At 67.7% G+C, this 21,792-nt stretch carries 12 protein-coding genes; 5 read left to right on the top strand and 7 right to left on the bottom strand.

Annotated elements, in window-relative coordinates; translation table 11 throughout:
* Positions 1-69: 69 nt before the first annotated feature.
* Positions 70-3,465 carry an acyl-[ACP]--phospholipid O-acyltransferase gene (locus MF607_RS07570; RefSeq protein WP_242117054.1) on the top strand — a complete coding sequence of 1,132 codons (3,396 nt, stop codon included), beginning with the start codon at positions 70-72 and terminating at the stop codon, positions 3,463-3,465.
* Between the two features lie 154 nt (positions 3,466-3,619).
* Here the strand turns inward: MF607_RS07570 and MF607_RS07565 are convergent, their stop codons facing one another.
* Complete coding sequence (locus MF607_RS07565) at positions 3,620-4,084, bottom strand: low molecular weight protein-tyrosine-phosphatase (RefSeq protein ID WP_242117053.1); 465 nt, start codon at positions 4,082-4,084, stop codon at positions 3,620-3,622.
* A 286-nt stretch (positions 4,085-4,370) separates the two neighbouring features.
* Between MF607_RS07565 and MF607_RS07560 the strand changes: the two genes are divergently transcribed.
* Positions 4,371-6,461: a carbon starvation CstA family protein gene (locus tag MF607_RS07560; RefSeq protein WP_242117037.1), complete on the top strand. Its 2,091-nt coding sequence runs from the start codon at positions 4,371-4,373 to the stop codon at positions 6,459-6,461.
* On the top strand, positions 6,445-6,633 hold the full coding sequence (locus MF607_RS07555; protein WP_242117036.1) for a YbdD/YjiX family protein: 189 nt from the start codon (positions 6,445-6,447) through the stop codon (positions 6,631-6,633). Before MF607_RS07560 ends, MF607_RS07555 begins: the two co-directional genes overlap by 17 nt.
* Positions 6,634-6,828: 195 nt before the next feature.
* On the opposite strand, the gene MF607_RS07550 is transcribed toward MF607_RS07555, so the two are convergent.
* Entirely contained in the window at positions 6,829-8,490 is a 1,662-nt protein-coding gene (locus MF607_RS07550; RefSeq protein ID WP_242117035.1) for an MFS transporter, read from the bottom strand.
* A gap of 162 nt (positions 8,491-8,652) precedes the next feature.
* On the opposite strand from MF607_RS07550, the gene acs reads away from it, so the two are divergent.
* Positions 8,653-10,587: an acetate--CoA ligase gene (gene acs / locus MF607_RS07545; RefSeq protein ID WP_242117034.1), complete on the top strand. Its 1,935-nt coding sequence runs from the start codon at positions 8,653-8,655 to the stop codon at positions 10,585-10,587.
* A gap of 291 nt (positions 10,588-10,878) precedes the next feature.
* Positions 10,879-11,496 (top strand): response regulator, encoded by a 618-nt coding sequence (locus MF607_RS07540; RefSeq protein WP_242117033.1) that lies wholly within the window; start codon positions 10,879-10,881, stop codon positions 11,494-11,496.
* A 453-nt stretch (positions 11,497-11,949) separates the two neighbouring features.
* On the opposite strand, the gene MF607_RS07535 is transcribed toward MF607_RS07540, so the two are convergent.
* From MF607_RS07535 to MF607_RS07505, 5 genes are all read right to left on the bottom strand, one after another.
* Positions 11,950-12,183, bottom strand: coding sequence for a hypothetical protein (locus MF607_RS07535; RefSeq protein WP_242117031.1), 234 nt, complete (start codon positions 12,181-12,183; stop codon positions 11,950-11,952).
* A gap of 424 nt (positions 12,184-12,607) precedes the next feature.
* Positions 12,608-15,856 carry a hybrid sensor histidine kinase/response regulator gene (locus MF607_RS22675; protein WP_277925781.1) on the bottom strand — a complete coding sequence of 1,083 codons (3,249 nt, stop codon included), beginning with the start codon at positions 15,854-15,856 and terminating at the stop codon, positions 12,608-12,610.
* 166 nt (positions 15,857-16,022) lie between these two features.
* On the bottom strand, positions 16,023-19,241 hold the full coding sequence (locus MF607_RS07515; RefSeq protein ID WP_242117029.1) for an error-prone DNA polymerase: 3,219 nt from the start codon (positions 19,239-19,241) through the stop codon (positions 16,023-16,025).
* Between the two features lie 210 nt (positions 19,242-19,451).
* On the bottom strand, positions 19,452-20,996 hold the full coding sequence (locus tag MF607_RS07510) for a Y-family DNA polymerase (protein ID WP_242117026.1): 1,545 nt from the start codon (positions 20,994-20,996) through the stop codon (positions 19,452-19,454).
* Positions 20,893-21,672, bottom strand: coding sequence for an ImuA family protein (locus tag MF607_RS07505; protein ID WP_242117024.1), 780 nt, complete (start codon positions 21,670-21,672; stop codon positions 20,893-20,895). Before MF607_RS07505 ends, MF607_RS07510 begins: the two co-directional genes overlap by 104 nt.
* Positions 21,673-21,792: the final 120 nt, after the last annotated feature.

Raw genomic sequence — 21,792 nt, 5'->3', positions numbered from 1 at the left:
CCCTCGTCGCCGTGATTCGGGGGCTGGCACCTGCCTGTTCCCATGTCGGCAATCCCGATGGGGGAATGGATGTCCGCGCCCGATTTTTCGCTGCTGACCAAGCGCCGCTATGCACCGTTGTTCGTCGTCCAGTTTCTGGGCGCGATGAACGACAATCTGCTGAAGTTCGCGTTGCTGTTCCTCGCCAATTTCACGCTGTACCGCGCCGATCCGGCGCAGGCGGCGACGCTGGCGACGGTGTCGACCGGCCTGTTCATCCTGCCCTATTTCCTGTTCTCCGGCCTCGCCGGGCAGATGGCGGATGCGTGGAACAAGGCGTGGCTGATCCGCGCGGTCAAGGCGGCCGAGATCGCGATCATGGCGCTGGCGGTGGCGGGGTTCTGGTTCCAGTCGGTGCCGGTGTTGCTGACCTGCCTGTTCCTGATGGGGGTGCATTCGACAATCTTCGGTCCGGTCAAATATTCGATCTTGCCGCAGCATCTGCGCCGCGAGGAATTGATGGGCGGCACCGGGCTAGTCGAGGCCGGCACGTTCGTCGCGATCCTGACGGGTCAGTTGTTGGGCGGGATCATCCCGCCCTGGGAAGCGGGGCTGGTCGCGTTCGGCGTGGCGGTGCTGGGGTTCCTCGCCGCGCTGGCGGTGCCGTCCGCGCCGTCCGCCGCGCCCGACATGCGGATCGACCTGAACCCGTTTCGCAGCACCGCTGCGATCCTGCGCGCGGCGCATGGCGGGCGCGGCGTGTGGCTGGCGATCCTCGGCATCAGCTGGTTCTTTTCGGTCGGCGCGGTCGTGCTGTCGGAATTCGCGCCGCTGGTCGCGGGTACGCTGAACGCCGCGCCCGAGGTGGTGACGCTGTTCCTCGCGGTGTTCAGCCTGTTCGTCGCGGTCGGATCGCTGCTGGTCAACCGGCTGCTCAAGGGCGAGGTCTCGGCGCGCTATGTACCAATCGCGGCGATCGGGCTGGCGGTGTTCCTGATCGATGCATGGATCACGGCGAACCGGTTCGTGGTCGTGACGCCGGGGGCGGATATCGCCGCGTTCATGGCGACGCCGGGAAGCTGGCATCTGCTGATCGACCTTGCCGGCATCGCGCTGTCGGGCGGGGTGTTCGTGGTGCCGCTCTACGCCATTCTCCAGACGTGGAGCGCGCCGGAAAGGCGCTCGCAGATCATCGCAGCGAACAACATCATCAACGCCATCGTGACGGTGGTGATGGTCGCGGTGGTGACGGCGATGCTGGCGGGCGGCAGCAGCGTGCCCGGCATCTTCGGCGCACTGGGCTTCGCGACGCTGTCGATCGCGCTGATCTCCTGCTGGCTGCTGCCCGAGACGGTGTTCAAGTCGGTGGTGCGCGGCGCGCTGCGGCTCGCCTACCGGGTGAAGGTGCATGGTGCCGAGAACATGCCGCTGCCCGGCGAACGCGCGGTGGTGGTGGTTAACCATGTCTCGTTCCTCGACGGGCTGTTGCTGGCGGCATTCCTGCCGGGCCGGCCGACCTTCGCGATCCACAGCCGCTTTGCGCGGGCGTGGTGGATGCAGCCGCTCCTGAAGCTGTTCGACGCGTTCCCGGTCGATCCGACCAATCCGATGTCGGCCAAGGCGATGGTCAAGGCGGTACGCGAAGGACGGACGCTGGTGATCTTTCCCGAAGGGCGGATCACGGTCACCGGCGCGCTGATGAAAGTGTTCGACGGTCCCGGCATGGTCGCCGACCGCGCCGATGCGCCGATCGTGCCGGTGCGGATCGACGGAGCGCAATATACCCGCTTCAGCCGGCTGAAGGGCAAGGCGCGGCTGCACTGGTTCCCCAAGATCGAGCTGACCGTGCTGCCGCCGCGCCGCTTCGACCTGCCCGAGGGGTTGAGTGCGCGCGAGCGGCGGGCGATCGCGGGGCGGCGGCTGTACGATGTAATGAGCGAGATGATCTTCGCCACGTCGGACACCGACCGGACGCTGTACGATGCGCTGATCGATGCGCGGCACCTGCACGGCGCGAACATGGGCGTGGTCGAGGATGTGCAGCGCGTACCCCTGACCTATGACCGGCTGGTGACGGGGACGCAGGCGCTTGCCCGTCCCTTGGCGAAGGGGACGGTACAGGGCGAGGCTGTCGGCGTGCTGCTGCCCAACGTCAATGGCGTGGTCGCGACCTTCTTCGCGTTGCAGGCCACCGGCCGGGTGCCGGCGATGCTGAACTATACCGCGGGCCTCGCCAATATGCGGGCGGCGTGCATGGCAGCCGAGGTGCGGACGATCGTGACCGCGCGCGCGTTCGTCGAGCAGGCGAAGCTGGGCGATGTCGTCGCCGGGCTGGTCGGCGACGGGATCACCATCCGCTACCTCGAGGATATGCGGCAGACCATCGGCGCGGGGGCGAAGCTGGTCGCGCTGGTGCGGTCACGGATGGCGGGGCGGCTGCACCGGCGGCTGCGCATATCGGCGGATGCGCCCGCCGTGATCCTGTTCACCAGCGGGTCGGAAGGCGTGCCGAAGGGGGTGGTGCTGACCCATCGCAACCTGCTCGGCAACTGCCTGCAGCTATCGTCGCGGATCGACTTCAACCGCGCGGATACGGTGCTCAACGCGCTGCCGGTGTTCCACAGCTTCGGCCTGACCGGCGGCACGCTGCTGCCGATCCTGTCGGGGGTGAAGACGGTGCTGTATCCCAGCCCGCTGCATTACCGGATCGTGCCGGCGCTCGCCTATGACGCGAATGCGACGATCCTGTTCGGGACCGATACCTTCCTGTCGGGCTATGCGCGAATGGCGCATGGCTATGACTTTTATGCGCTGCGCTACATCTTTGCCGGTGCGGAGCGGGTGCGCCCGGAAACGCGCAGCGTCTATGCCGAGAAGTTCGGGCTGCGCATCCTCGAAGGCTATGGCGCGACCGAGGCGGCACCGGTGATCGCGGTCAACACGCCGATGCACTTCCGCGCGGGCAGCGTCGGGCGGCTGCTGCCGGGGATCGAGGCGCGGCTGGAGCCGGTACCCGGCATTGCCGACGGCGCGCGGCTGGCGATCCGCGGGCCGAACGTGATGGCAGGCTATCTGAAGGTCGAGGCGCCCGGCGTGGTGCAGCCGCCCGTCGACGGCTGGCACGACACCGGCGATATCGTCACCATCGACGATGCCGGCTTCGTCACCATCCGGGGCCGGGCCAAGCGCTTCGCCAAGATCGGTGGCGAGATGATCTCGCTGCCGGCGGTCGAAGGCTATGCCGCCAAGCTGTGGCCGGGCGCCGAACATGCGGTGGTGACGCGTCCCGATGCTCGGAAGGGCGAGCAGTTGGTGCTGTTCACGACGCAGGCCGGGGCGATGGCGGGGGAATTGTCGGCATGGGGGCGGGCGAACGGGGTCGCCGAACTCGCCCTGCCGCGCGACGTACGCGTGGTCGCGGCGCTGCCGGTGCTTGGCACGGGGAAGCTGGATTATGTGACGATGACCGCGATGGCGGCGGGGTAGCGATAACGGCCACGGGGCGACAGGCGCGCGCCATTATCGGGAGATCCCAGCCCGCGCCGGGATGACGCACGGTTCGATGCAGGTGCGTCCGTCCATAGACCCCGCCTGCCCGGGGATACGGCGAAGCGGACATTCCCAGCGGTCCCGCCTCGATTCAGCGCAACTCCGCCACGATCGCCTCCGCCGCCGCCGACACATCCGCCCACGTCACGGCGAACCCGGCCGCATCGCCATAATAGGGATCGGCCACCGCCTGCCCTCCACGCCCCGGCACCGCGTCCATCAATAACCCGATCCGCGCGGTCGAATCCTTCGGCGCGCGTCGTCGCAGTTCCGCCAGATTGTCGCGATCGAGCGCGAGGATATCGGTGAACCGCCGGTAATCCGCCGCTTCGACCTGCCGCGCGCGATAGCCCGCTATGTCGATGCCGTGCGCCAGCGCCACCGCCTGCGACCGGGGATCGGGCGGGTTGCCGACATGCCATGCCCCGGTCCCGGCCGAATCGACGGCGATGTCCACCCCCGCCTGCGCCGCCGCATCGCGCAGCGCCGCCTCCGCCAGCGGCGAACGGCAGATATTGCCGAGACAGACGAGCAGGAAGGATCGGTTGGGCTTCATCGCTAACTCCGTTGGTCCCTCTTTGCCTCAACCGTTCGGTTCGAGCAGCTTCGAGCGAAGTCGAGAAGAGGGTTCGGTGAACCATGCCCCGCATGGTTCAGGATTGTCCGGGGGACAATTTGACCGAACCCTCGTCGAGAACGGCCTGCTTGGAGCAACCCCTTCTCGACTTCGGTTCTCGACATGCTCGAACCTGCGCTCGAAGCAAACGGGAAGGGAGCGATAACGAAACCCATGGCATCCTCCGCCCCCTTGCGCCAATATTATCCCAAACCGGGAGAGGCGCATGGCGACAGCAGCAACCACACCGATCGCACCGATCGCACCGACCACCGTGCGCGAATGGATCACATGGGCGGTGGTCGCGATCGTCGGCGCGGTGGCGCTTGGCTGGATCGCGCTGATGCGGGGCGAGCCGGTCAACGCGCTGTGGATCGTCGTCGCGGCACTGTGCGTCTACGCCATCGCCTATCGCTTCTACGGCCTGTTCATCGCCAGCCGCGTGCTGCGCGTCGATCCTTCCCGCCCCACCCCGGCGGTGCGGCGCGACGACGGGCTGGATTACGTGCCCACCCATAAGGGCGTGCTGTTCGGCCACCATTTCGCCGCCATCGCCGGCGCCGGGCCGCTGGTCGGGCCGGTGCTCGCGGCGCAGATGGGCTATCTGCCCGGTACGCTATGGCTGCTCGCCGGCGTCGTGTTCGCCGGCGCCGTGCAGGATTTCCTGATCCTCTATTTCTCCACCCGCCGCGACGCCCGGTCGCTGGGCGACATGATCCGCAGCGAAATGGGGCTGATCCCCGGCACGATCGCGCTGGTCGGCGTGCTGATGATCATGATCATCCTGCTCGCGGTCCTCGCGCTGGTGGTGGTCAAGGCGCTGACCGGCAGCCCCTGGGGCACCTTCACCGTCTTCGCGACCATCCCGATCGCGGTGCTGATGGGTCTCTATGGCCGCTTCCTGCGCCCCGGCAAGATCGCCGAAATGTCGGTGATCGGCTTCGTCCTGCTGATGGCCGCGATCGTCGGGGGCGAGCCGGTGGCGCATTCGCCGACCCTCGCCCCGCTGTTCACCTATTCGGGGCCGGCGCTGGCCCTCATCCTGATGGCGTACGGCTTCGTCGCCTCGGTCGCGCCGGTCTGGCTGCTGCTCGCCCCGCGCGACTATCTGTCGACCTTCCTCAAGATCGGGGTGATCGCCGGCTTGGCACTCGGCATCCTCTATGTCCGCCCCGATCTGCAGATGCCCGCCGTCACCCATTTCATCGACGGCACCGGCCCGGCCTTTTCGGGCAAGCTGTTCCCGTTCCTGTTCATCACCATCGCCTGTGGCGCGGTGTCGGGCTTCCATGCGCTGATCGCCAGCGGCACCACCCCCAAGATGGTGGCGAGCGAGGCGGACCTGCGCTTCATCGGCTATGGCGCGATGCTGACCGAAAGCTTCGTCGCGATCATGGCGCTGATCGCCGCCTGCGTGCTCGACCCCGCCGTCTATTTCGCGATGAACGCGCCGCCCGCGCTGATCGGCACGACGGCGCAGTCGGCGGCCAGCGCCATCGCCAATTGGGGCTTCGTCGTCACCCCCGACATGCTCGACCAACTGGCGCGCGACGTCGGCGAATCCTCTATCCTGTCGCGCGCGGGCGGTGCCCCGACGCTGGCGGTCGGCATGGCGCACATCTTGTCAAAGGTGATCGGCGGGCAGGCGATGATGGCCTTCTGGTACCACTTCGCGATTCTGTTCGAGGCGCTGTTCATCCTGACCACGGTCGATGCCGGCACGCGCGTCGCCCGCTTCATGATCCAGGACCTGCTCGGCAGCTTCGTGCCGGCGATGAAGGAAACGCAGAAGCTCGGCCCCAATCTGGTCGGCACCGCGCTGGCGGTCGGGCTATGGGGCTATTTCCTCTACAGCGGCGTCACCGATCCGCTGGGCGGCATCAACACGCTGTGGCCGCTGTTCGGCATTTCGAACCAGATGCTCGCCGCCATCGCGCTGATCCTGTCGACGGTGCTGCTCTTCAAGATGAAGCGCGACCGTTATGCATGGGTGACGATGGTCCCGACCGCATGGCTGCTGATCTGCACCTTGACGGCGGGCTGGCAGAAGCTGTTCGACCCCAATCCGAAGATCGGCTTCCTCGCCCATGCGCAGATGTTCTCGGATGCCCTCGCCCGCGGCGAGATTCTCGCCCCCGCCAAATCGGCGGCGGAGATGCAGCGGATCATCCTCAACGATCGCATCGACGCGGCCTTGTGCGTGCTGTTCATCGTCGTCGTGCTGTCGATCCTGCTCTACGGCATCGGCGCGATCCGCAAGGCGAAGGCTGCTACCCAGCCCACGACGCAGGAGGTCGGCGATGCGCTTCCTGCATAAGCTGGCCGAGGGGGCGCGGCTGATGGTCGGCGTCCCCGATTACGACCGCTACGTCGCGCACCGCGCCGCCCACCATCCCGGCGAGCCGGTCATGACCCTGAAGGAGTTCCACCGCGACCGCGTGGACCGCCGCTACGGCACCGGGCCCGGCGCCCCGCCGCGCTGTTGCTGAAGGGCTGGCCTCAGACGCAAACGCGTCAGACCGTTATCAGAACCTACTGCTAAAGCGGTACCCCGGCGGAGGCCGGGGCCCAGTTGGGGAACGCTCCGAACGGACGGACGAACCTTCCCAACTGGACCCCGGCCTCCGCCGGGGTACGGCATGATCTTGGGCAGGCGGGATCGTTGCCCATCGCCGCTGCAACGATCAATCCCGGATATTCCGCCGGAACGTCTCCGGCAGGAACAGCACGCCCAGCACCAGCGTCACCACCGCCAGCACCACCGGATACCACAGCCCGTAATAGATATCCCCGGTCGCCGCGACCATCGCGAACGCCGTGGTCGGCAGGAACCCGCCGAACCAGCCATTGCCGATATGATAGGGCAGCGACATCGACGTATAGCGAATGCGGCTGGGGAACAGTTCGACGAGCAGCGCCGCGATCGGGCCATAGACCATGGTCACCAATATCACCATGAACCACAGGATCAGCACGACCAGCGGCTTGTTGATTGCCGCCGGATCGGCCTTGGCGGGATAGCCGGCCTCCGCCAGCGCCGCCGCCAGTTCGCCCTGATAGGCGGTGATCGCCGCCGCCCGCGCCGGCCCGGTCACCTGTGCCGGATCGGGCGCCACCAGCATCCGGTTGCCGACTGCCACGCTGGCGATGGTGCCCGCCGGCGCCTCGACATTGGTGTAGCTGATGCCGTTCTTCGCCAGATAGGATTTGGCGATGTCGCAGCTTTTCGCATCGAACTTGTTGCGCCCGATCGGATCGAACTGGACCGAGCAGTCCTCGTCATGCGCGCTCACCCGTACCGGCGATGCCACCTGCGCCGCCGCCAGTGCCGGGTTGGCGGCGTTGGTCAGCGCCCCGAACAGCGGGAAATAGGTGATCGCGGCCAGCGCACAGCCGGCCATGATGATCCATTTCCGCCCGATCTTGTCCGACAGCCAGCCGAAGAACACGAAGAACGGCGTCCCCAGCGCCAGCGAGACCGCCAGCAGCACGTTCACCGTCGCCCCGTCGACCTTCATCATCTTCTCGAGGAAGAACAGGACGTAGAACTGCCCGGTATACCACACCACCGCCTGGCCCATGGCGGCACCGAACAGCGCGATCAGCACGACCTTCAGGTTCGGCCAGCGCAGGAACGCCTCGGTCAGCGGCGCCTTCGACGTCTTGCCCTCTTCCTTCATCTTCAGGAACACCGGGCTTTCCGACAATTGCAGCCGGATCCACATCGACACGCCCAGCAGCAGGATCGACACGAGGAACGGCAACCGCCACCCGAAGCCGCCGAACGTCTCCTCGCCCAGCAACGTGCGGAACCCGATCACGACCAGCAGCGCCGCGAACAGCCCCATGGTCGCCGTCGTCTGGATGAAGCTGGTGTACAGCCCGCGCTTTCCGTCGGGCGCATGTTCGGCGACATAGGTCGCCGCACCGCCATATTCGCCGCCCAGCGCCAGCCCCTGGAGGATGCGCAGCGCGACGAGGATCACCGGCGCCGCGACGCCGATACTGGCATAGGAGGGGAGCAGGCCGACCGCGAAGGTCGACAGGCCCATGATCCCCATCGTCACCAGAAACGTATTCTTGCGCCCGACCAGATCGCCGATCCGCCCGAACACCAGCGCCCCGAACGGCCGCACCGCAAAGCCGGCGGCGAACGCGCCGAGCGCGAGAATGAACCCCGTCGTTTCGTTCACGCCCGAAAAGAACTGCTTGGAAATATAGGTCGCCAGCAGCCCGTACAGGTAGAAATCATACCATTCGAACACGGTGCCCAGCGACGACGCGGCGATCACCAGTTTCTCGTTCTGGCCCTTGGGGCTTGCCCCGGCCATCGTTGCTCCCGCCATGGCGGCATCCTCTCGTAAAGCGGGGCGCGATCGTTCGCCGCACCTCCCTGCCGCGCCAGTGTCATCTGCGCGGGCCATGGCGGGAAGTACGACCTTGGTCGTAGGGGCAAGCGACTTGACGCGCGTACCCCTCAACACAGATCAAGGGCATAGGAGAGATATATGACCCAGACGATTCACGCGGCTCCGCACGATGATGCCGCGCGGGTGGACCAGGCCGAATATGACGCGCGCTACGCCGCTTCGGTCGCCGACCCGGAAGCCTATTGGCGCGAGGGCGGACGCTGCATCGACTGGTCGCGCCCCTATACGCAGGTCAAGGACACCTCGTTCGACGAAGCCGATTTCCGCATCCGCTGGTTCGCCGATGGCCAGACCAACGTCTCGGTCAACTGCCTCGACCGCCATCTCGCCGAACGCGGCGATCAGGTCGCGATCATCTGGGAAGGCGACGAACCGGGCGAGACCCGCCGCGTCACCTATCGCGAACTCCACCAGCAGGTGTGCTGCTTCGCCAACGTCCTGAAGGCGAAGGGCGTGAAGAAGGGCGATCGCGTCACCCTCTATCTGCCGATGATGGCGGAGGCGGCGGCGGCGATGCTGGCCTGCACCCGCATCGGCGCGATCCATTCGATCGTGTTCGGCGGCTTTTCGCCCGACAGCCTCGCCAACCGCATCGTCGATTGCGACAGCCGTCTGGTCATCACCGCCGACGAAGGCTGTCGCGGCGGCAAGCGTATCCCGCTCAAGGCCAATGTCGACAAGGCGCTGGCCCATGCCCCCGGCGTCGACACCGTCATCGTCATCCGCCGCAGCGGCGCCGACGTCCCAATGACGGAGGGCCGCGATTTCTGGCTCCACGACCTGTTGGCCGACGCCTCGCCCGACTGTCCGGCCGAGCCGATGGACGCCGAAGACCCGCTGTTCATCCTCTATACCAGCGGCTCGACCGGCAAGCCCAAGGGCGTGCTCCACACGACCGGCGGCTATCTGGTCTGGGCGCACACCACCTTCCGCGACGTGTTCGATTACCGCGACGGCGAGATCTTCTGGTGCACCGCCGATATCGGCTGGGTCACCGGGCACAGCTATGTCGTCTACGGTCCGCTCAGCAACGGCGCGACCACGGTCATGTTCGACGGCGTGCCCAACTATCCCGACCATGGCCGTTTCTGGGAAACGATCGACCGGCTGGGCGTCAACATCTTCTACACCGCCCCCACCGCGATCCGCGCGCTGATGCGCGAAGGCGACCAGTGGGTGACGAAATCCAGCCGCCAGTCGCTGCGCATCCTCGGCTCAGTCGGTGAACCGATCAATCCGGAGGCGTGGGACTGGTATCACCGCGTCGTCGGCGACCGCCGCTGCCCGATCGTCGATACCTGGTGGCAGACCGAGACCGGCGGCATCCTCATCTCGCCCCTCCCCTATGCCACCGACCTGAAGCCCGGCAGCGCGACCAGGCCCCTGCCCGGCGTGCAGCCGCTGATCGTCGATGCCGAGGGCAAGGAACTGTCCGGCGCGACCGAGGGCAATCTCTGCATCGCCGATAGCTGGCCGGGGCAGATGCGGACAGTGTGGGGCGATCACGACCGTTTCTTCCAGACCTATTTCACCACCTATCCCGGCAGATATTTCACCGGCGACGGCGTGCGCCGCGACGGCGACGGCTATTACTGGATCACCGGCCGCGTCGACGACGTCATCAACGTCAGCGGCCACCGCATGGGCACCGCCGAGGTCGAAAGCGCGCTCGTAGCGCATCAGAAGGTCGCCGAAGCCGCCGTCGTCGGCATGCCCCACGACATCAAGGGGCAAGGCATCTACGCCTATGTGACGCTCAACGCCGGCGAGGAACCGTCCGATGACCTCCGCGCCGAACTGCGGAACTGGGTCCGGCAGGAGATCGGCCCGGTCGCCACCCCCGACGCGCTCCAATTCGCGCCGGGCCTGCCCAAAACCCGCTCGGGCAAGATCATGCGCCGCATCCTGCGCAAGATCGCCGAGAACGACACCTCGAACCTCGGCGACACCTCGACGCTGGCCGATCCGGGCGTCGTCGACACGCTGGTCGCCGAGCGTATCCGACCGGCGTGAGGGAAGACCAAAACCCTCCCGTCACCCCGGGCTAGACCCGGGGTCCCGCTTCTTGCTCGACCGTCGCAAAGGAAGCGGACCCCCGGATCAAGTCGAGACCTTCGGGCAAGTGCTTTCTTGTACCCCGGCGAAGGCCGGGGCCTAGTTGGGGGACGTCGGCAGGGTGCGGAAAAGCCTTTCCAACTGGACCCCGGTCTCCGCCGGGGTACGGGAGTTTTCAGGCAAACAAGCGGACTTTCGCAAAGGTCTCGATCAAGTCCGGGATGACGCAGGAAAGACGGGAACAGGCCGATGACCACCATCCTCATCGCCGATGACCACCCCCTGTTCCGACAGGCGCTGACCCTCGCGGTGACGCAGGTCCGTCCGCAAGCCCATATCGTCGAAGCCGGCTCGCTCGACCGCGCGGTACAGACCGTCCGCGAAACAACCGACCTCGCCCTAATCCTCCTCGACCTGAACATGCCCGGCGCCATCGGCTATAGCGGCGTCGCCCTGCTCCATGCCGAGGCGCCCGACGTCCCCATCCTCGTCATCTCCGGCGCCGACCGCGCCGCCGCCTATGCACAGGTCGCCCGCTTCGGCGCGGTCGGCTTCGTCGGCAAGGACGCCCCGCTCGACCATATCGAATCCGCCATCGCCGCCGCCCTGTCCGGCGACCGCATGACCCCCGACACCGCGTCCGAGGACGACATCGCCGCCCGCGTCGCCACCCTCACCCCCACGCAACTGCGCGTCCTGCTCGGCGTCCTCGCCGGCCGCCTCAACAAACAGATCGCGCACGACCTCGGCATCGCCGAAGCCACGGTAAAGGTCCACATGACCGCCGTGCTGCGCAAACTCGACGTCGGCAACCGCACCCAGGCGGCGGTAGCGGCCCGCGCGCTGGGGCTGGAGGTGTCGGGGTAGGAGGGAGGACGGGGTTATGGAAACCGGTTGCGCTTGGGCAAGGTCGAGTTTTAGTGGGAAGCGAACTTAAACCGTCTGCACGACGATGCCTCCAAATCGCGCCTCGTCCGCCCAACACCTCACTCCATCCACGAAGCACTCATGGTTCGGGTAGTCGGCTCCGGTAGTTACGTATCGTGCGGCGTACCGGCCGTCCGAGCTTGCCTGAAAGAACTGGATCAACTCGCCGTCCACATCCGCCGCCCGTTCGACGCATGAGCGGCAAAGATAACGGGGATACCGTAGGTTCGGCTTCACTTCTTTCCCGCAGGTCGGACAAACCTGAACCATACGCGGACCTCCTCTCCCACCTTAGCCGCGCGTCTTCATGTCCGCTATTAGCGAAAGCCGACATGCCGGCCGGTGACTGCCGCAAAGGCAACCTCCGACGCGATGTCCCCTCGTGAGGGGTATTTAGTAGTTATCGCCTACGAACTTGAGAATGGCGATGCAGAGGAAGCGCAGAGCGCCGGCGAACAGTATCATCGGCGGCCCGAGCCAAAGTATCTGCCTGTCCCATCCCCAGCCAAGATCGAAGGCCCAGTCGCAAAGGGTTAAGCCCCACATGATCGACACGAGACCTACAAACAGGACGAAGATGACGTTCACCGCTCTGCGTTGCCGGTCCACGAAGCGTTCGACTTTCATCGGCAGATGATTGCACGTGGCCGAAACGTCCGCAATTGGGCGAAAGCAGACACGGGCGCGCTTTTTATTAGGAGCATCTTTGAAGAGGCGTCCCGAAAACGAAGACGCCGATCCTGAATGTGTCGAATTCCCCAAACCAATTCCGAGGCGCTCTTACCGACATCAACGGGCGACCATCGCCGGCTCGGGCAACGGACCGTCGACCCCCGAACCCCCACAACGCTTTCCTACAAGCCGAACGCTTGCCAATCTCCGCCCACGCTCTTTCCCATTGTCGACGCCCATCCCGCGACCCAAACAGCACCGCCCGAAGCAAAAGTGTCAACTTCCGCGGAACAGGCCACGCTTAACCCATTGTATTAAAACAATCTCACCCCTTGCAAAACCTTTGCATACTGTCACCTTCGTCAACTTCCACGCCCCGCTAACCCGCCAGCCACGCGTCGAAAACCTCCCCCGACAACGGCTTCAACAACACCGCCACCCCCGAAGCTTCCGCCCGCTCCGCCAGCGCCCGCCCGGCATCCGCCGTCACCAGCGCCACCCGCAAGCCCGGCGCCTTCCCCCGCAACATCCCGATCAGCGCCAGCCCATCGACCGCTCCGCCCAGATCATGGTCGACGAACGCCACCGCCGCCCCCTCGACCTGCGCCAGCGCCTCCTCGACCGTGGCCGCTACCCGCACCCCATGCCCCCGGCTGCCAGCCAGCGCCGCCATTCCCCGCCGCACCCCAACATCGTCGTCGACGATCAGGCAATCGAGCGGCCGTACCGCCTGCGCCACCCTCCGCACCGGCGGGGCGACCACCGCGCCCTCCGCAGCCGGCAACATCACCGCAAAGCGGCTCCCCCGCCCGACCCGGCTGTCGAGCGTCACTTCCGCTCCCAGCAACGCCGCCGTCCGCGCGACGATGGCGAGGCCCAGCCCCAGCCCGGCATCCTCGGCATTGGCCAGCCGCTCGAACTCGCGAAACACCCTTGCCCGGTCGCTCTCGGCAATCCCCGGCCCGCTATCGACGACCTCGATCCGCACCATGCCGCCCCGCCGCCGCACCCCGATCACCACCCCGCCCCGCGCCGTATAGCGTACCGCATTGCCCAGCAGATTCTGCACGATCGAGCGCAGCAGTACCCGGTCGGTCTCGACCACCGCATCCCCTGGCCCCAGCCGCAGCGTCAGCCCCTTGGCCCGCGCCTGACGGGCAAAACTGTCGACCAGTTCGCTCAGCAACCCCCGGACCGCGAAGCGCGTCGGCACCGGCACGATCCCCCCGGCATCCAGCCTCGATATGTCGAGCAGTGCGCGCAGCAACTGGTCCGCCGCAGCGATCGACTGGTCGATCCGCTCGACCAGCGGCCGGGCGCGATCGTCCGCCCCCCGCGCCAGCGCGGCGGTGAACAGCCGCGCGGCATGGAGCGGCTGCAACAGGTCGTGGCTCGCGGCGGCGAGGAACCGGGTCTTGTCGGCGGTCGCCCGCGCCAGTGCGGCATTCGCGTCCGACAGCGCGCGCGTCCGTTCCTCCACCCGCTGCTCCAGCTCGGCGCGCGCCGTCTCGACCGCGCGCAGCGCCTTTGCCTCGGCGGTAATGTCCGAGAAACACATGACATAGCCGCCGCCCGGCATCGGCCCGCCGACGGTTTTCAGCACCCGCCCGTCGTTCCGGACCCGTTCGAAACTGTGCCGCGTGCCGCGCCGCATATGCGCCAGCCGCCGGGCGACATGGTCGTCGACCTCGCCGGGGCCGCAATCGCCGCGCAGGGCATTGAAGGCGATCGCATCGGCAACCGGCGCCCCGACCCGGATCATCCCGGCCGGAAAGCCGAACAGGTCGAGATAGCGCTGGTTCCACGCGACGAGGTTCAGCTCGGCATCGACCACGCTGACCCCCGGATCGATATGCTCCAGCGTCGCGGCGAGCAGCCCTTTCGAGAATTGCAGGCTCTGCCCGCTCGCATCCAGCATCCGCGCGACGTCTTCGGCGCCCAGTGCCTCGCCCGACAGGGCGGAGGCGACCAGCCGCCGGGCCGAGGATACGCCCACCACCTGCGCCACCAGCCGTTCCGCCTGCCGCGCCGCCCGGGCATCGACATGCGTGCCCTCGCCCAGCCCGGCGGCCGCCCGTTCCTCGCCCACGAAACGCGCGACCAGCCGGGTCAGTTCGCCCAGATCGCGCACCGGCGGCACCCGTTCGTCGCGGGCGAACGGCAGGCGCGGCGCACGCGACGCGGCGACGATCGCATGGACGATCAGGTTCGCCGCCAGCGTCGCCACCGCCGCCGCCGACAGCGCGCCCATGCCCGGCACCCCCGACACCGGCAGCGGCGCGCCGGTCAGCGTCGGCACGAACAACAGGAACGTCCACCCGACCAGCCCGGTGGTCAGCCCCGCCTTCGCCGCCAGCGGATCGCGCCCGCCGCGCCGGATCGCCAGCAGCAGCGCCGGCGCGAACTGCGCCATCGCCGCGAACGCGACCAGCCCGATCGCCGCCAGCCCCCGGGTCGTCGGGATCAGCAGCGCGCATGCCGTCGCCACGCCAATGATCCCTGCGATCACCCCCCGCCGCACCCATAGCAGCGTGCGCCCGACATGCTCGGCCGCGGCAAGGCGCGGGCTGCGCAGGAGCAGCGGCGCGATCAGGTCGTTCGACACCATCGTCGCCAGCGCCACCGTCTCGACCACGACCATCGCCGTCGCGGCCGAGAAGCCGCCGAGAAAGCCGAGCAGCGCCACCGCCGGCGCGCCCGCCGCGACCGGCATGGCGATGACCAGCAGGTCGGGGCGCGCCATCCCGCCCTGCACCAGCGCCGCCCAGGTGATCGGCAGCACCAGCAACGCGGTCAGCATCAGATAGGCGACGAACGGCCAGCGCGCCCGCCACGGATCGGCCGGCTCGGTCGCGGCGACGACCGTCACCTGGAACTGGCGGGGCAGGCACAGCATCGCGGCGGCGGCCAGCAGCGTCGTGACGACGAAATCGCCAAGGTCCGGCGCGCGCGCGAACCCGGCCGACAGCCGCGCCAGCCCTGCACTCCGCGCGTCGGGCGCCGCCCCGCCGACCAGCAGGATGGCGAACAGCGCCACCCCGGCAAACGCCGCCAGCTTGACCACCGATTCGATCGCGACCGCCGCCAGCAGCCCGGACTCGGCGCGCGGCGCGGCGTCGCTGCGCGGTCCGAAGGCGATGGCGAACCCGGCCAGCACCAATGCGGTGACAACGACCGGCCGCGTGACATCGGCCATGCCTGCCAGGGCGGCATAGCTGGTCGCGACCGACCGCAATTGCAGCGCAACATAGGGCACGGTGCCGATCAGCGCGATCAGCGTGACCAGCGCCGCCACCCCCCGGCTGCGCGAAAAGCGCGATCCGATGAAGTCGGCGATCGACGTCGCGCCATCGGCCTGCACCGCGCCGACCAGCCGCACCAGCAACCGCCCGCCCAGCACGAAGATCAGGATCGGCCCCAGATAGATCGGCAGATACGCCCAGCCATCGGCAACCGCGCTGCCGACCGCGCCGTTGAACGTCCAGCTGCTGCAATAGACCGCCAGCCCCAGCGTATAGACGATCCGCCGGTCGCGCGGCGTCAGCCCGCGTCGACGCGCGCCCCATGCCACCGCGAACAGCAAGGCGGCATAGCCGATCGCGACCGCGAACAGCAGCAATCCGTTCATGCTTGGCCTCCCGTCCGGTGTCCTACGCGTAGAGTCCGATCCGGCAAAGCCGGATCGGGGCGGCACCGGCCCACTCCCCCACCCGACCACCCACAGCGTATCCTGGACTGGGTGGTCGGTTGGGGGAGTGGGCCGGTGCCGCTTCCACGTAAGTGGCCAGCCGATATCAGTGGAAATCGCGCGACTTGGGTACCAGCCGCACGTCGCGCGGATGGCGCGAGGCGACCGGACGGACCGCTTCGTCGCCGCGCGACGACGGGATCGGCGGCGGCGCTTCGCCCAGCCTGTCGAGCAGGTCGCTGCGATCCCATACCCGCGCACCCATCAGGTGGACGATCCCCTCGCGACTACGCTGCACCTCGCCCTCGACCAGCATCAGCCGCGCGCCCATCACCTCGCGCCGATACGCCTCGAACAGCCGCGCCCACAGCACGACATTGGTGATGCCCCCCTCATCCTCCAGCGTCACGAAGATCGCATTGCCCTTGCCCGGCCGCTGCCGCACGAGGACGAGGCCGGCGGCGGTGACCCTTGCCCCCGCCTTCGCCGCCATGATCCCGGCGCAGCTGGTCACCCCCATCCGATCGAGCCGGTCGCGCAGGAACTGCATCGGATGCCCCTGCAACGACAGGCGCAGCGTCTGGTAATCGGTCACGACATGCTCGACCGCCGGCATCGCGGGCAGCGCCATGTGCGGCTCCGCGCCCAGTTCGGCGGCACGGGCGTGCGCGAACAGCGGCAGTTCGGCATCGGGCGTGCGCCGCACCTCCCACAACGCCGCGCGCCGGTCGAAGCCGATCGAGCGGAACGCATCGGCATCGGCCAGCAACCGCAGCGCCCGCTGCGGCAGTCGCGCCCTTCGTGCCAGTTCCTCAACGCTGGCAAAGGGCCGCACGGCGGCGATCGCCTCCGCCCAACCCTCCCGAAACCCGTCCATCTGCCGAAACCCCAGCCGCAGCGCGCGTTGTTCCCCCTCCAGCTTGTTGTCCCAGTCGCTGACATTCACATCGATACCGCGCACCTCGACCGCATGGTCGCGCGCGTCGCGGACGATCTGCGCCGGCGCGTAAAACCCCATCGGCTGCGAATTGAGCAGCGCGCAGGCGAACACTGCCGGGTGATGGCATTTGATCCATGACGATACATAGACCAGTCGCGCGAACGACAGCGCGTGGCTTTCGGGAAAGCCATAGCTGCCAAACCCCTCGATCTGACGGAAACAACGCTCGGCAAAGTCGGGCTCATAGCCACGCCGGGTCATGCCCTCGATCAGCTTTTCGCGCAGCTTCTGGATCGTGCCGGGATTGCGGAACGTCGCCATCGCCCGGCGCAGTTCGTTCGCCTCGCCCGGACTGAAATCGGCGGCGACGATCGCCAGCTTCATCACCTGTTCCTGGAACAGCGGCACGCCATAGGTCTTGTCGAGCAGCGTCTTGAGTTCGTAGGGATCGTGCGGCGGTTTCGGCGACGGATAGGTCACCACTTCCTTGCTGGCCCGCCGCCGCAAATAGGGATGCACCATGTCGCCCTCGATCGGCCCCGGCCGCACGATCGCCACCTGTACCGACAGGTCGTAGAGCGAGACAGGCTTCAGGCGCGGCAGCATGTTCATCTGCGCCCGGCTCTCGACCTGGAACACGCCGATGCTGTCGCCCCTGTGCAGCATCCGGTAAACATCTTCGTCGTCCGCCTTCAGGTCGACGGTCAGGTCATGCTCGCCCAGCCCGTGGAGCCGGAGCAGGTCGAACGCCTTGCGGATGCAGGTCAGCATGCCGAGCGCCAGCACATCGACCTTCATCAGCCCCAGCGCGTCGATATCGTCCTTGTCCCATTCGATGAAGGTCCGCCCTTCCATCGCGCCGTTATGGATCGGCACCATCTCGTCCAGTCGCCCCTGCGTCAGCACGAAGCCGCCGACATGCTGCGACAAATGCCGCGGAAATTCGAGGATCTGGTCGACCAGCCAGCGCAGTTGCGCGATGTCGGGATTGTCGAGATCGAACCCGGCACTGGTATAGCGCCGCGCCTCCATCTGCCCGGCGAAACTGCCCCACACGGTGCTGCCCAGCCGCTGCGTCACGTCGCGGGTCAGGCCCAGCACCTTGCCGACCTCGCCCACCGCGCTTCGTGGCCGGTAATGGATGACGGTCGCGGCGATGCCCGCCCGCTCGCGGCCATAGCGGGCATAGATATACTTGATCACCTCCTCGCGCCGTTCATGTTCGAAATCGACGTCGATATCAGGCGGCTCGCCGCGCTGTTCGGACACGAAGCGCGAGAAGAGCAGGTCGTGCTCGCTCGGGTCGACCGAGGTCACACCCAGCAGGAAGCACACGATCGAATTGGCCGCCGACCCGCGCCCCTGGCACAATATCGGCGGATCGCACGTCCGTGCGAACCGGACGAGATCATGGACGGTCAGGAAGTAATGGGCGTATTTCTCGCTGCGGATCAGCGTGAACTCTTCGTCCAGCCGCCGCTGCACCTCGACCGGCAGATCGGGACCATAGCGTTCGTGTGCGGCGGTCATCGCCAGATGTTCGAGCCAGTCCTGCGCCTCCCATCCCGGCGGCACCGGTTCGTGCGGATATTCATATTTCAGGTCGGTCAGGCGGAAGGTGATGCGCTTGAGGATTGCGACGCTTTCCTCGACCGCTTCGGGACAATCGCGGAACAGCCGCGCCATTTCTTCCGGCGATTTCAGGTGGCGTTCGGCATTGGCGGCCAGACGTTTGCCGGCGGCGGCGATCGTCGTCCCCTCGCGAATACAGGTCAGCACATCGTGCAGCGGGCGCTGTTCGTGGCCAGCATATAGCGCGTCGTTGGTCGCAAGCAGGGGCACGCCGACACTCCGCGCCAGCGCGATCCTTGCCGCCAGCCGCCGCCGGTCGCGCCCGCCGCGCGGCATCGTCGCCGCCAGCCACACCCGCCCCGGACAGGCGTCGCGCAGCCGCGTCAGCAACGCCGCATCGGGCGCGGTGACGATCAGCAGCAACCCTTCCTGCCATGCCAGCAGATCGGTCAGTTCGAGATGGCAGTCGCCCTTCTTCGCCTTAAGATTGCCGCCACTCAGCAACCGGGTCAGCCGCCCCCATGCCGCCCGATCGACCGGATAGGCGACGATGTCCGGCGTCCCGTCGGCGAATACCAGCCGCGCGCCGACGACGAAATCGAAGGGATAGTCGGGCAGCCCGGCCTCATGCCGCTTCTCCTTCGCATTCTTTAACGACAGAAACGCCTGCACGACCCCGGCAACCGTGTTGCGGTCGGCGATCCCGATCCCGGCCATCTTCAGTGCGTTCGCCTGCCCCACCATCTCGGACGGCGGCGACGCCCCGCGCAGAAACGAGAAATGCGTCGCGGCGATCAGTTCGGCAAAGGCCATCTCACGGACGAGCCTCGCCCGCTCCGCCCGTCATCCCGGCGCAGGCCGGGATGACGAAGGGGCACGCAACCCGCGTCATCGCCACACCACTTTTCGTCATTCCCGCGAAGGCGGGAATCCATTCACGCCGACGCTGCGAATGGAATCGAGCCGCCAGCGCATATGGATTCCCGCCTCCGCAGGAATGACGGGGGCCAGAGAACCACCCGCTCACGCAAACACCCCATGCACATACCAGAGCGGATCGGGCGTCTCGCGATCGTACAGTCCATGCCGGAAGATCCAGTAGCGCCGCCCCCGCACATCCTCGACCCGGTAATAGTCGCGCGTCCGCACCTTGGCCTGGCCCCTACGCCACCACTCCGCCGCGATCCGTTCCGGCCCCTCGAAGCGGATCACGTCGTGCAGCACCCGCCGCCAGCGAAAGCGATGCGGCGGGCCGTCGGGCACCTCGGCCATCACCTCGATCCGTTGCGGGGGGTCGAACAGGTGGATCGGGCGCAGCGGCGGTTCACCCTTCTCGGGCGCGTCCCAGCCGGTCGGGACCGGCGCATCGATCGCGTCGATGGTCAGCACGCCTTGTTCCGGCAGGTGGCTGTCGCCCGGCGCGACCCGCGCGATGCGCCCACGTCCCAGCCGGGTAGTCAACCGGTCGACCAAAGCCGCCATTGCCTCCTCGCTGACCGCACCGCCCTCCAGCTGCAACTGCGTTGGCGCCAGCGGTTCGAGTGCGGGCACGCTCATCCGGATCATGTCGAAACCGAACCCCGGATCGATCGGATCGGCCAGCGCATCGATCCGTTCGCGGAACAGCCGCAGGATCGATGGCGGATCGCGAAGCGGCAGCCCGCTTTCGACCGCCAGATCGCGCAGCGCCCCGTCCGCCCGGTACAGCCGTACCGCGAACCGCCGCCCGCCCCGGTCGCGCGCGGTCAGTTCCGCCTCCGCCTCCGCCGCCAGATCGCCGATCGTCGCCAGCACATCGGCGTCGCGCGCGATCGGTTCGGCAAAGCGCCGTTCGAAGAACAGTGCCGGCAGCGCGCGGCGCGGTCGCAACCGCTGATCGGCGTCGCCCAGCAGCCGGGCGAGTGCCGCTACCGTCTCCTCGCCGAAACGTGCCGCAATCGGCGCGGTCGGGCGGCTCGCGAGATCGCCGATGGTGCGCAGGCCCGCCCGGCGCAGCGCCACCGCAATTTCGTCGTCGAGCCGCAGCGCCGCCACCCCCAGCCGCCGGATCGCCGCCGCCTCGCTCGCCGCCGGCGCGCTCTGGAACCGGGCGAGCGCCTGTGCCGCATCGGGCGTATCGGCCAGCGCGTGGCGCAACGTCCCAAACCGGGCGAGACGCGCCTCGACCTCGGCGACCAGCGCCGCTTCGCCGCCGAACAGGTGCGCGCAGCCGGTAATGTCGAGCGTCACCCCGTCACCGCCGTCCAGCGCTACCAGCGGCGTGAACCGGTCGCAGGCATCGGCAATCCGCTCCAGCCAACCGTGATCGGCGAACGGATCGGCATCGACCACCGCCAGTTCGGGCAGTTGCGCCCGCGCATCGGCCAGCGCCATGCCGGGGGACAGCCCCTTGTCGAGCGCCTGGGGATCGACCGAAGCGATGCGCAACGCGCCCCGCACCGTCTCGACACAGACGAACGGCGCATCATCCGGCACGGCGCAGGGGGATTGGCGCAGCAGCCGGTCGGCGGGCAGGAACGGCCACCACAACGCCAGATGGCGTCGGGCTGGTGAAGACGGCTTGCTCACGGTTCCACTCCACTTGCCAGCGGCCATCGGCACCCCGGCCGCGCTGACGCAATAATTCCAGGTCGAAGGTCGGATGGCCCGGCGCATTGGCCGGCAGGGGTTGCGACGCGCACGACCGCACCGCCCAGCGGGTATCGGCGGCGCTCGCCACCGGCGTCGCGGCGATACGCAGCAACAACGCCGCCACCCCGCTTTCCTCCGCCGCCAGCGCGAGCCGGCGGCTGGCGGTCAGGTCGAGCACTTTGGGATCGCGGTGCAGTTCGATCACCGCCACCCCGACTCCGGCACAACGCACCACATCGGCGGCGGCGCGCAGCACCGACAGGGCATTGGGCAGCACTCCCAGCAACAGCCGGGCGGGGTCGACGCCGATCTCGACCAGCCCCGGGGCGTGCAGATGCCCGCCACCGCGCACCGCCGATTCTTCACGCAGCCAAACGATGCCACCGCCGAGCCGAATCGACAGCATGCCGGCAAAGCCGGTTGCGCTGCCCGCATCACCGCCCTCCAGCGCGAAAATCTCGTGCAACCGCCCGCGCGCAATGCCGCCCGCCAGCGCCGCATCAATGTCGCCATGCCCGGTCGCGACGCGAACCGCCTTGCCCACCGGCGCGCGCCGCTCCATGGCGGCGACTCGCAGCTTCAACGCGGACAGGGTGGGCGACTCTTCGTTCATGATTTGTTCTCTATCGCGCGTCTGTTGCGGATTCGTCAATCCAGTGGGATTGGAATGATTTCACGCGAAGGCGCGAAGGCGCAGAGAGGGTGCGCGGCTTGGTATCCGCGTGCGTCCGGC

The organism is Sphingomonas lacusdianchii (assembly GCF_022664395.1).
In the GTDB taxonomy this organism is placed as follows: domain Bacteria; phylum Pseudomonadota; class Alphaproteobacteria; order Sphingomonadales; family Sphingomonadaceae; genus Sphingomonas; species Sphingomonas lacusdianchii.
Note: the sequence above shows the minus strand (reverse complement) of the source record. Positions and strands in the feature narration are given on the sequence as shown.

Excerpts from the sequence above, each read along its gene's own strand:
- MF607_RS07570 (WP_242117054.1), top strand. The coding sequence starts at position 70 with ATGTCCGCGCCCGATTTTTCGCTGCTGACCAAGCGCCGCTATGCACCG.
- MF607_RS07565 (WP_242117053.1), bottom strand. The coding sequence starts at position 4,084 with ATGAAGCCCAACCGATCCTTCCTGCTCGTCTGTCTCGGCAATATCTGC.
- MF607_RS07560 (WP_242117037.1), top strand. The coding sequence starts at position 4,371 with ATGGCGACAGCAGCAACCACACCGATCGCACCGATCGCACCGACCACC.
- MF607_RS07555 (WP_242117036.1), top strand. The coding sequence starts at position 6,445 with ATGCGCTTCCTGCATAAGCTGGCCGAGGGGGCGCGGCTGATGGTCGGC.
- MF607_RS07550 (WP_242117035.1), bottom strand. The coding sequence starts at position 8,490 with ATGGCGGGAGCAACGATGGCCGGGGCAAGCCCCAAGGGCCAGAACGAG.
- acs (WP_242117034.1), top strand. The coding sequence starts at position 8,653 with ATGACCCAGACGATTCACGCGGCTCCGCACGATGATGCCGCGCGGGTG.
- MF607_RS07540 (WP_242117033.1), top strand. The coding sequence starts at position 10,879 with ATGACCACCATCCTCATCGCCGATGACCACCCCCTGTTCCGACAGGCG.
- MF607_RS07535 (WP_242117031.1), bottom strand. The coding sequence starts at position 12,183 with ATGAAAGTCGAACGCTTCGTGGACCGGCAACGCAGAGCGGTGAACGTC.
- MF607_RS22675 (WP_277925781.1), bottom strand. The coding sequence starts at position 15,856 with ATGAACGGATTGCTGCTGTTCGCGGTCGCGATCGGCTATGCCGCCTTG.
- MF607_RS07515 (WP_242117029.1), bottom strand. The coding sequence starts at position 19,241 with ATGGCCTTTGCCGAACTGATCGCCGCGACGCATTTCTCGTTTCTGCGC.
- MF607_RS07505 (WP_242117024.1), bottom strand. The coding sequence starts at position 21,672 with ATGAACGAAGAGTCGCCCACCCTGTCCGCGTTGAAGCTGCGAGTCGCC.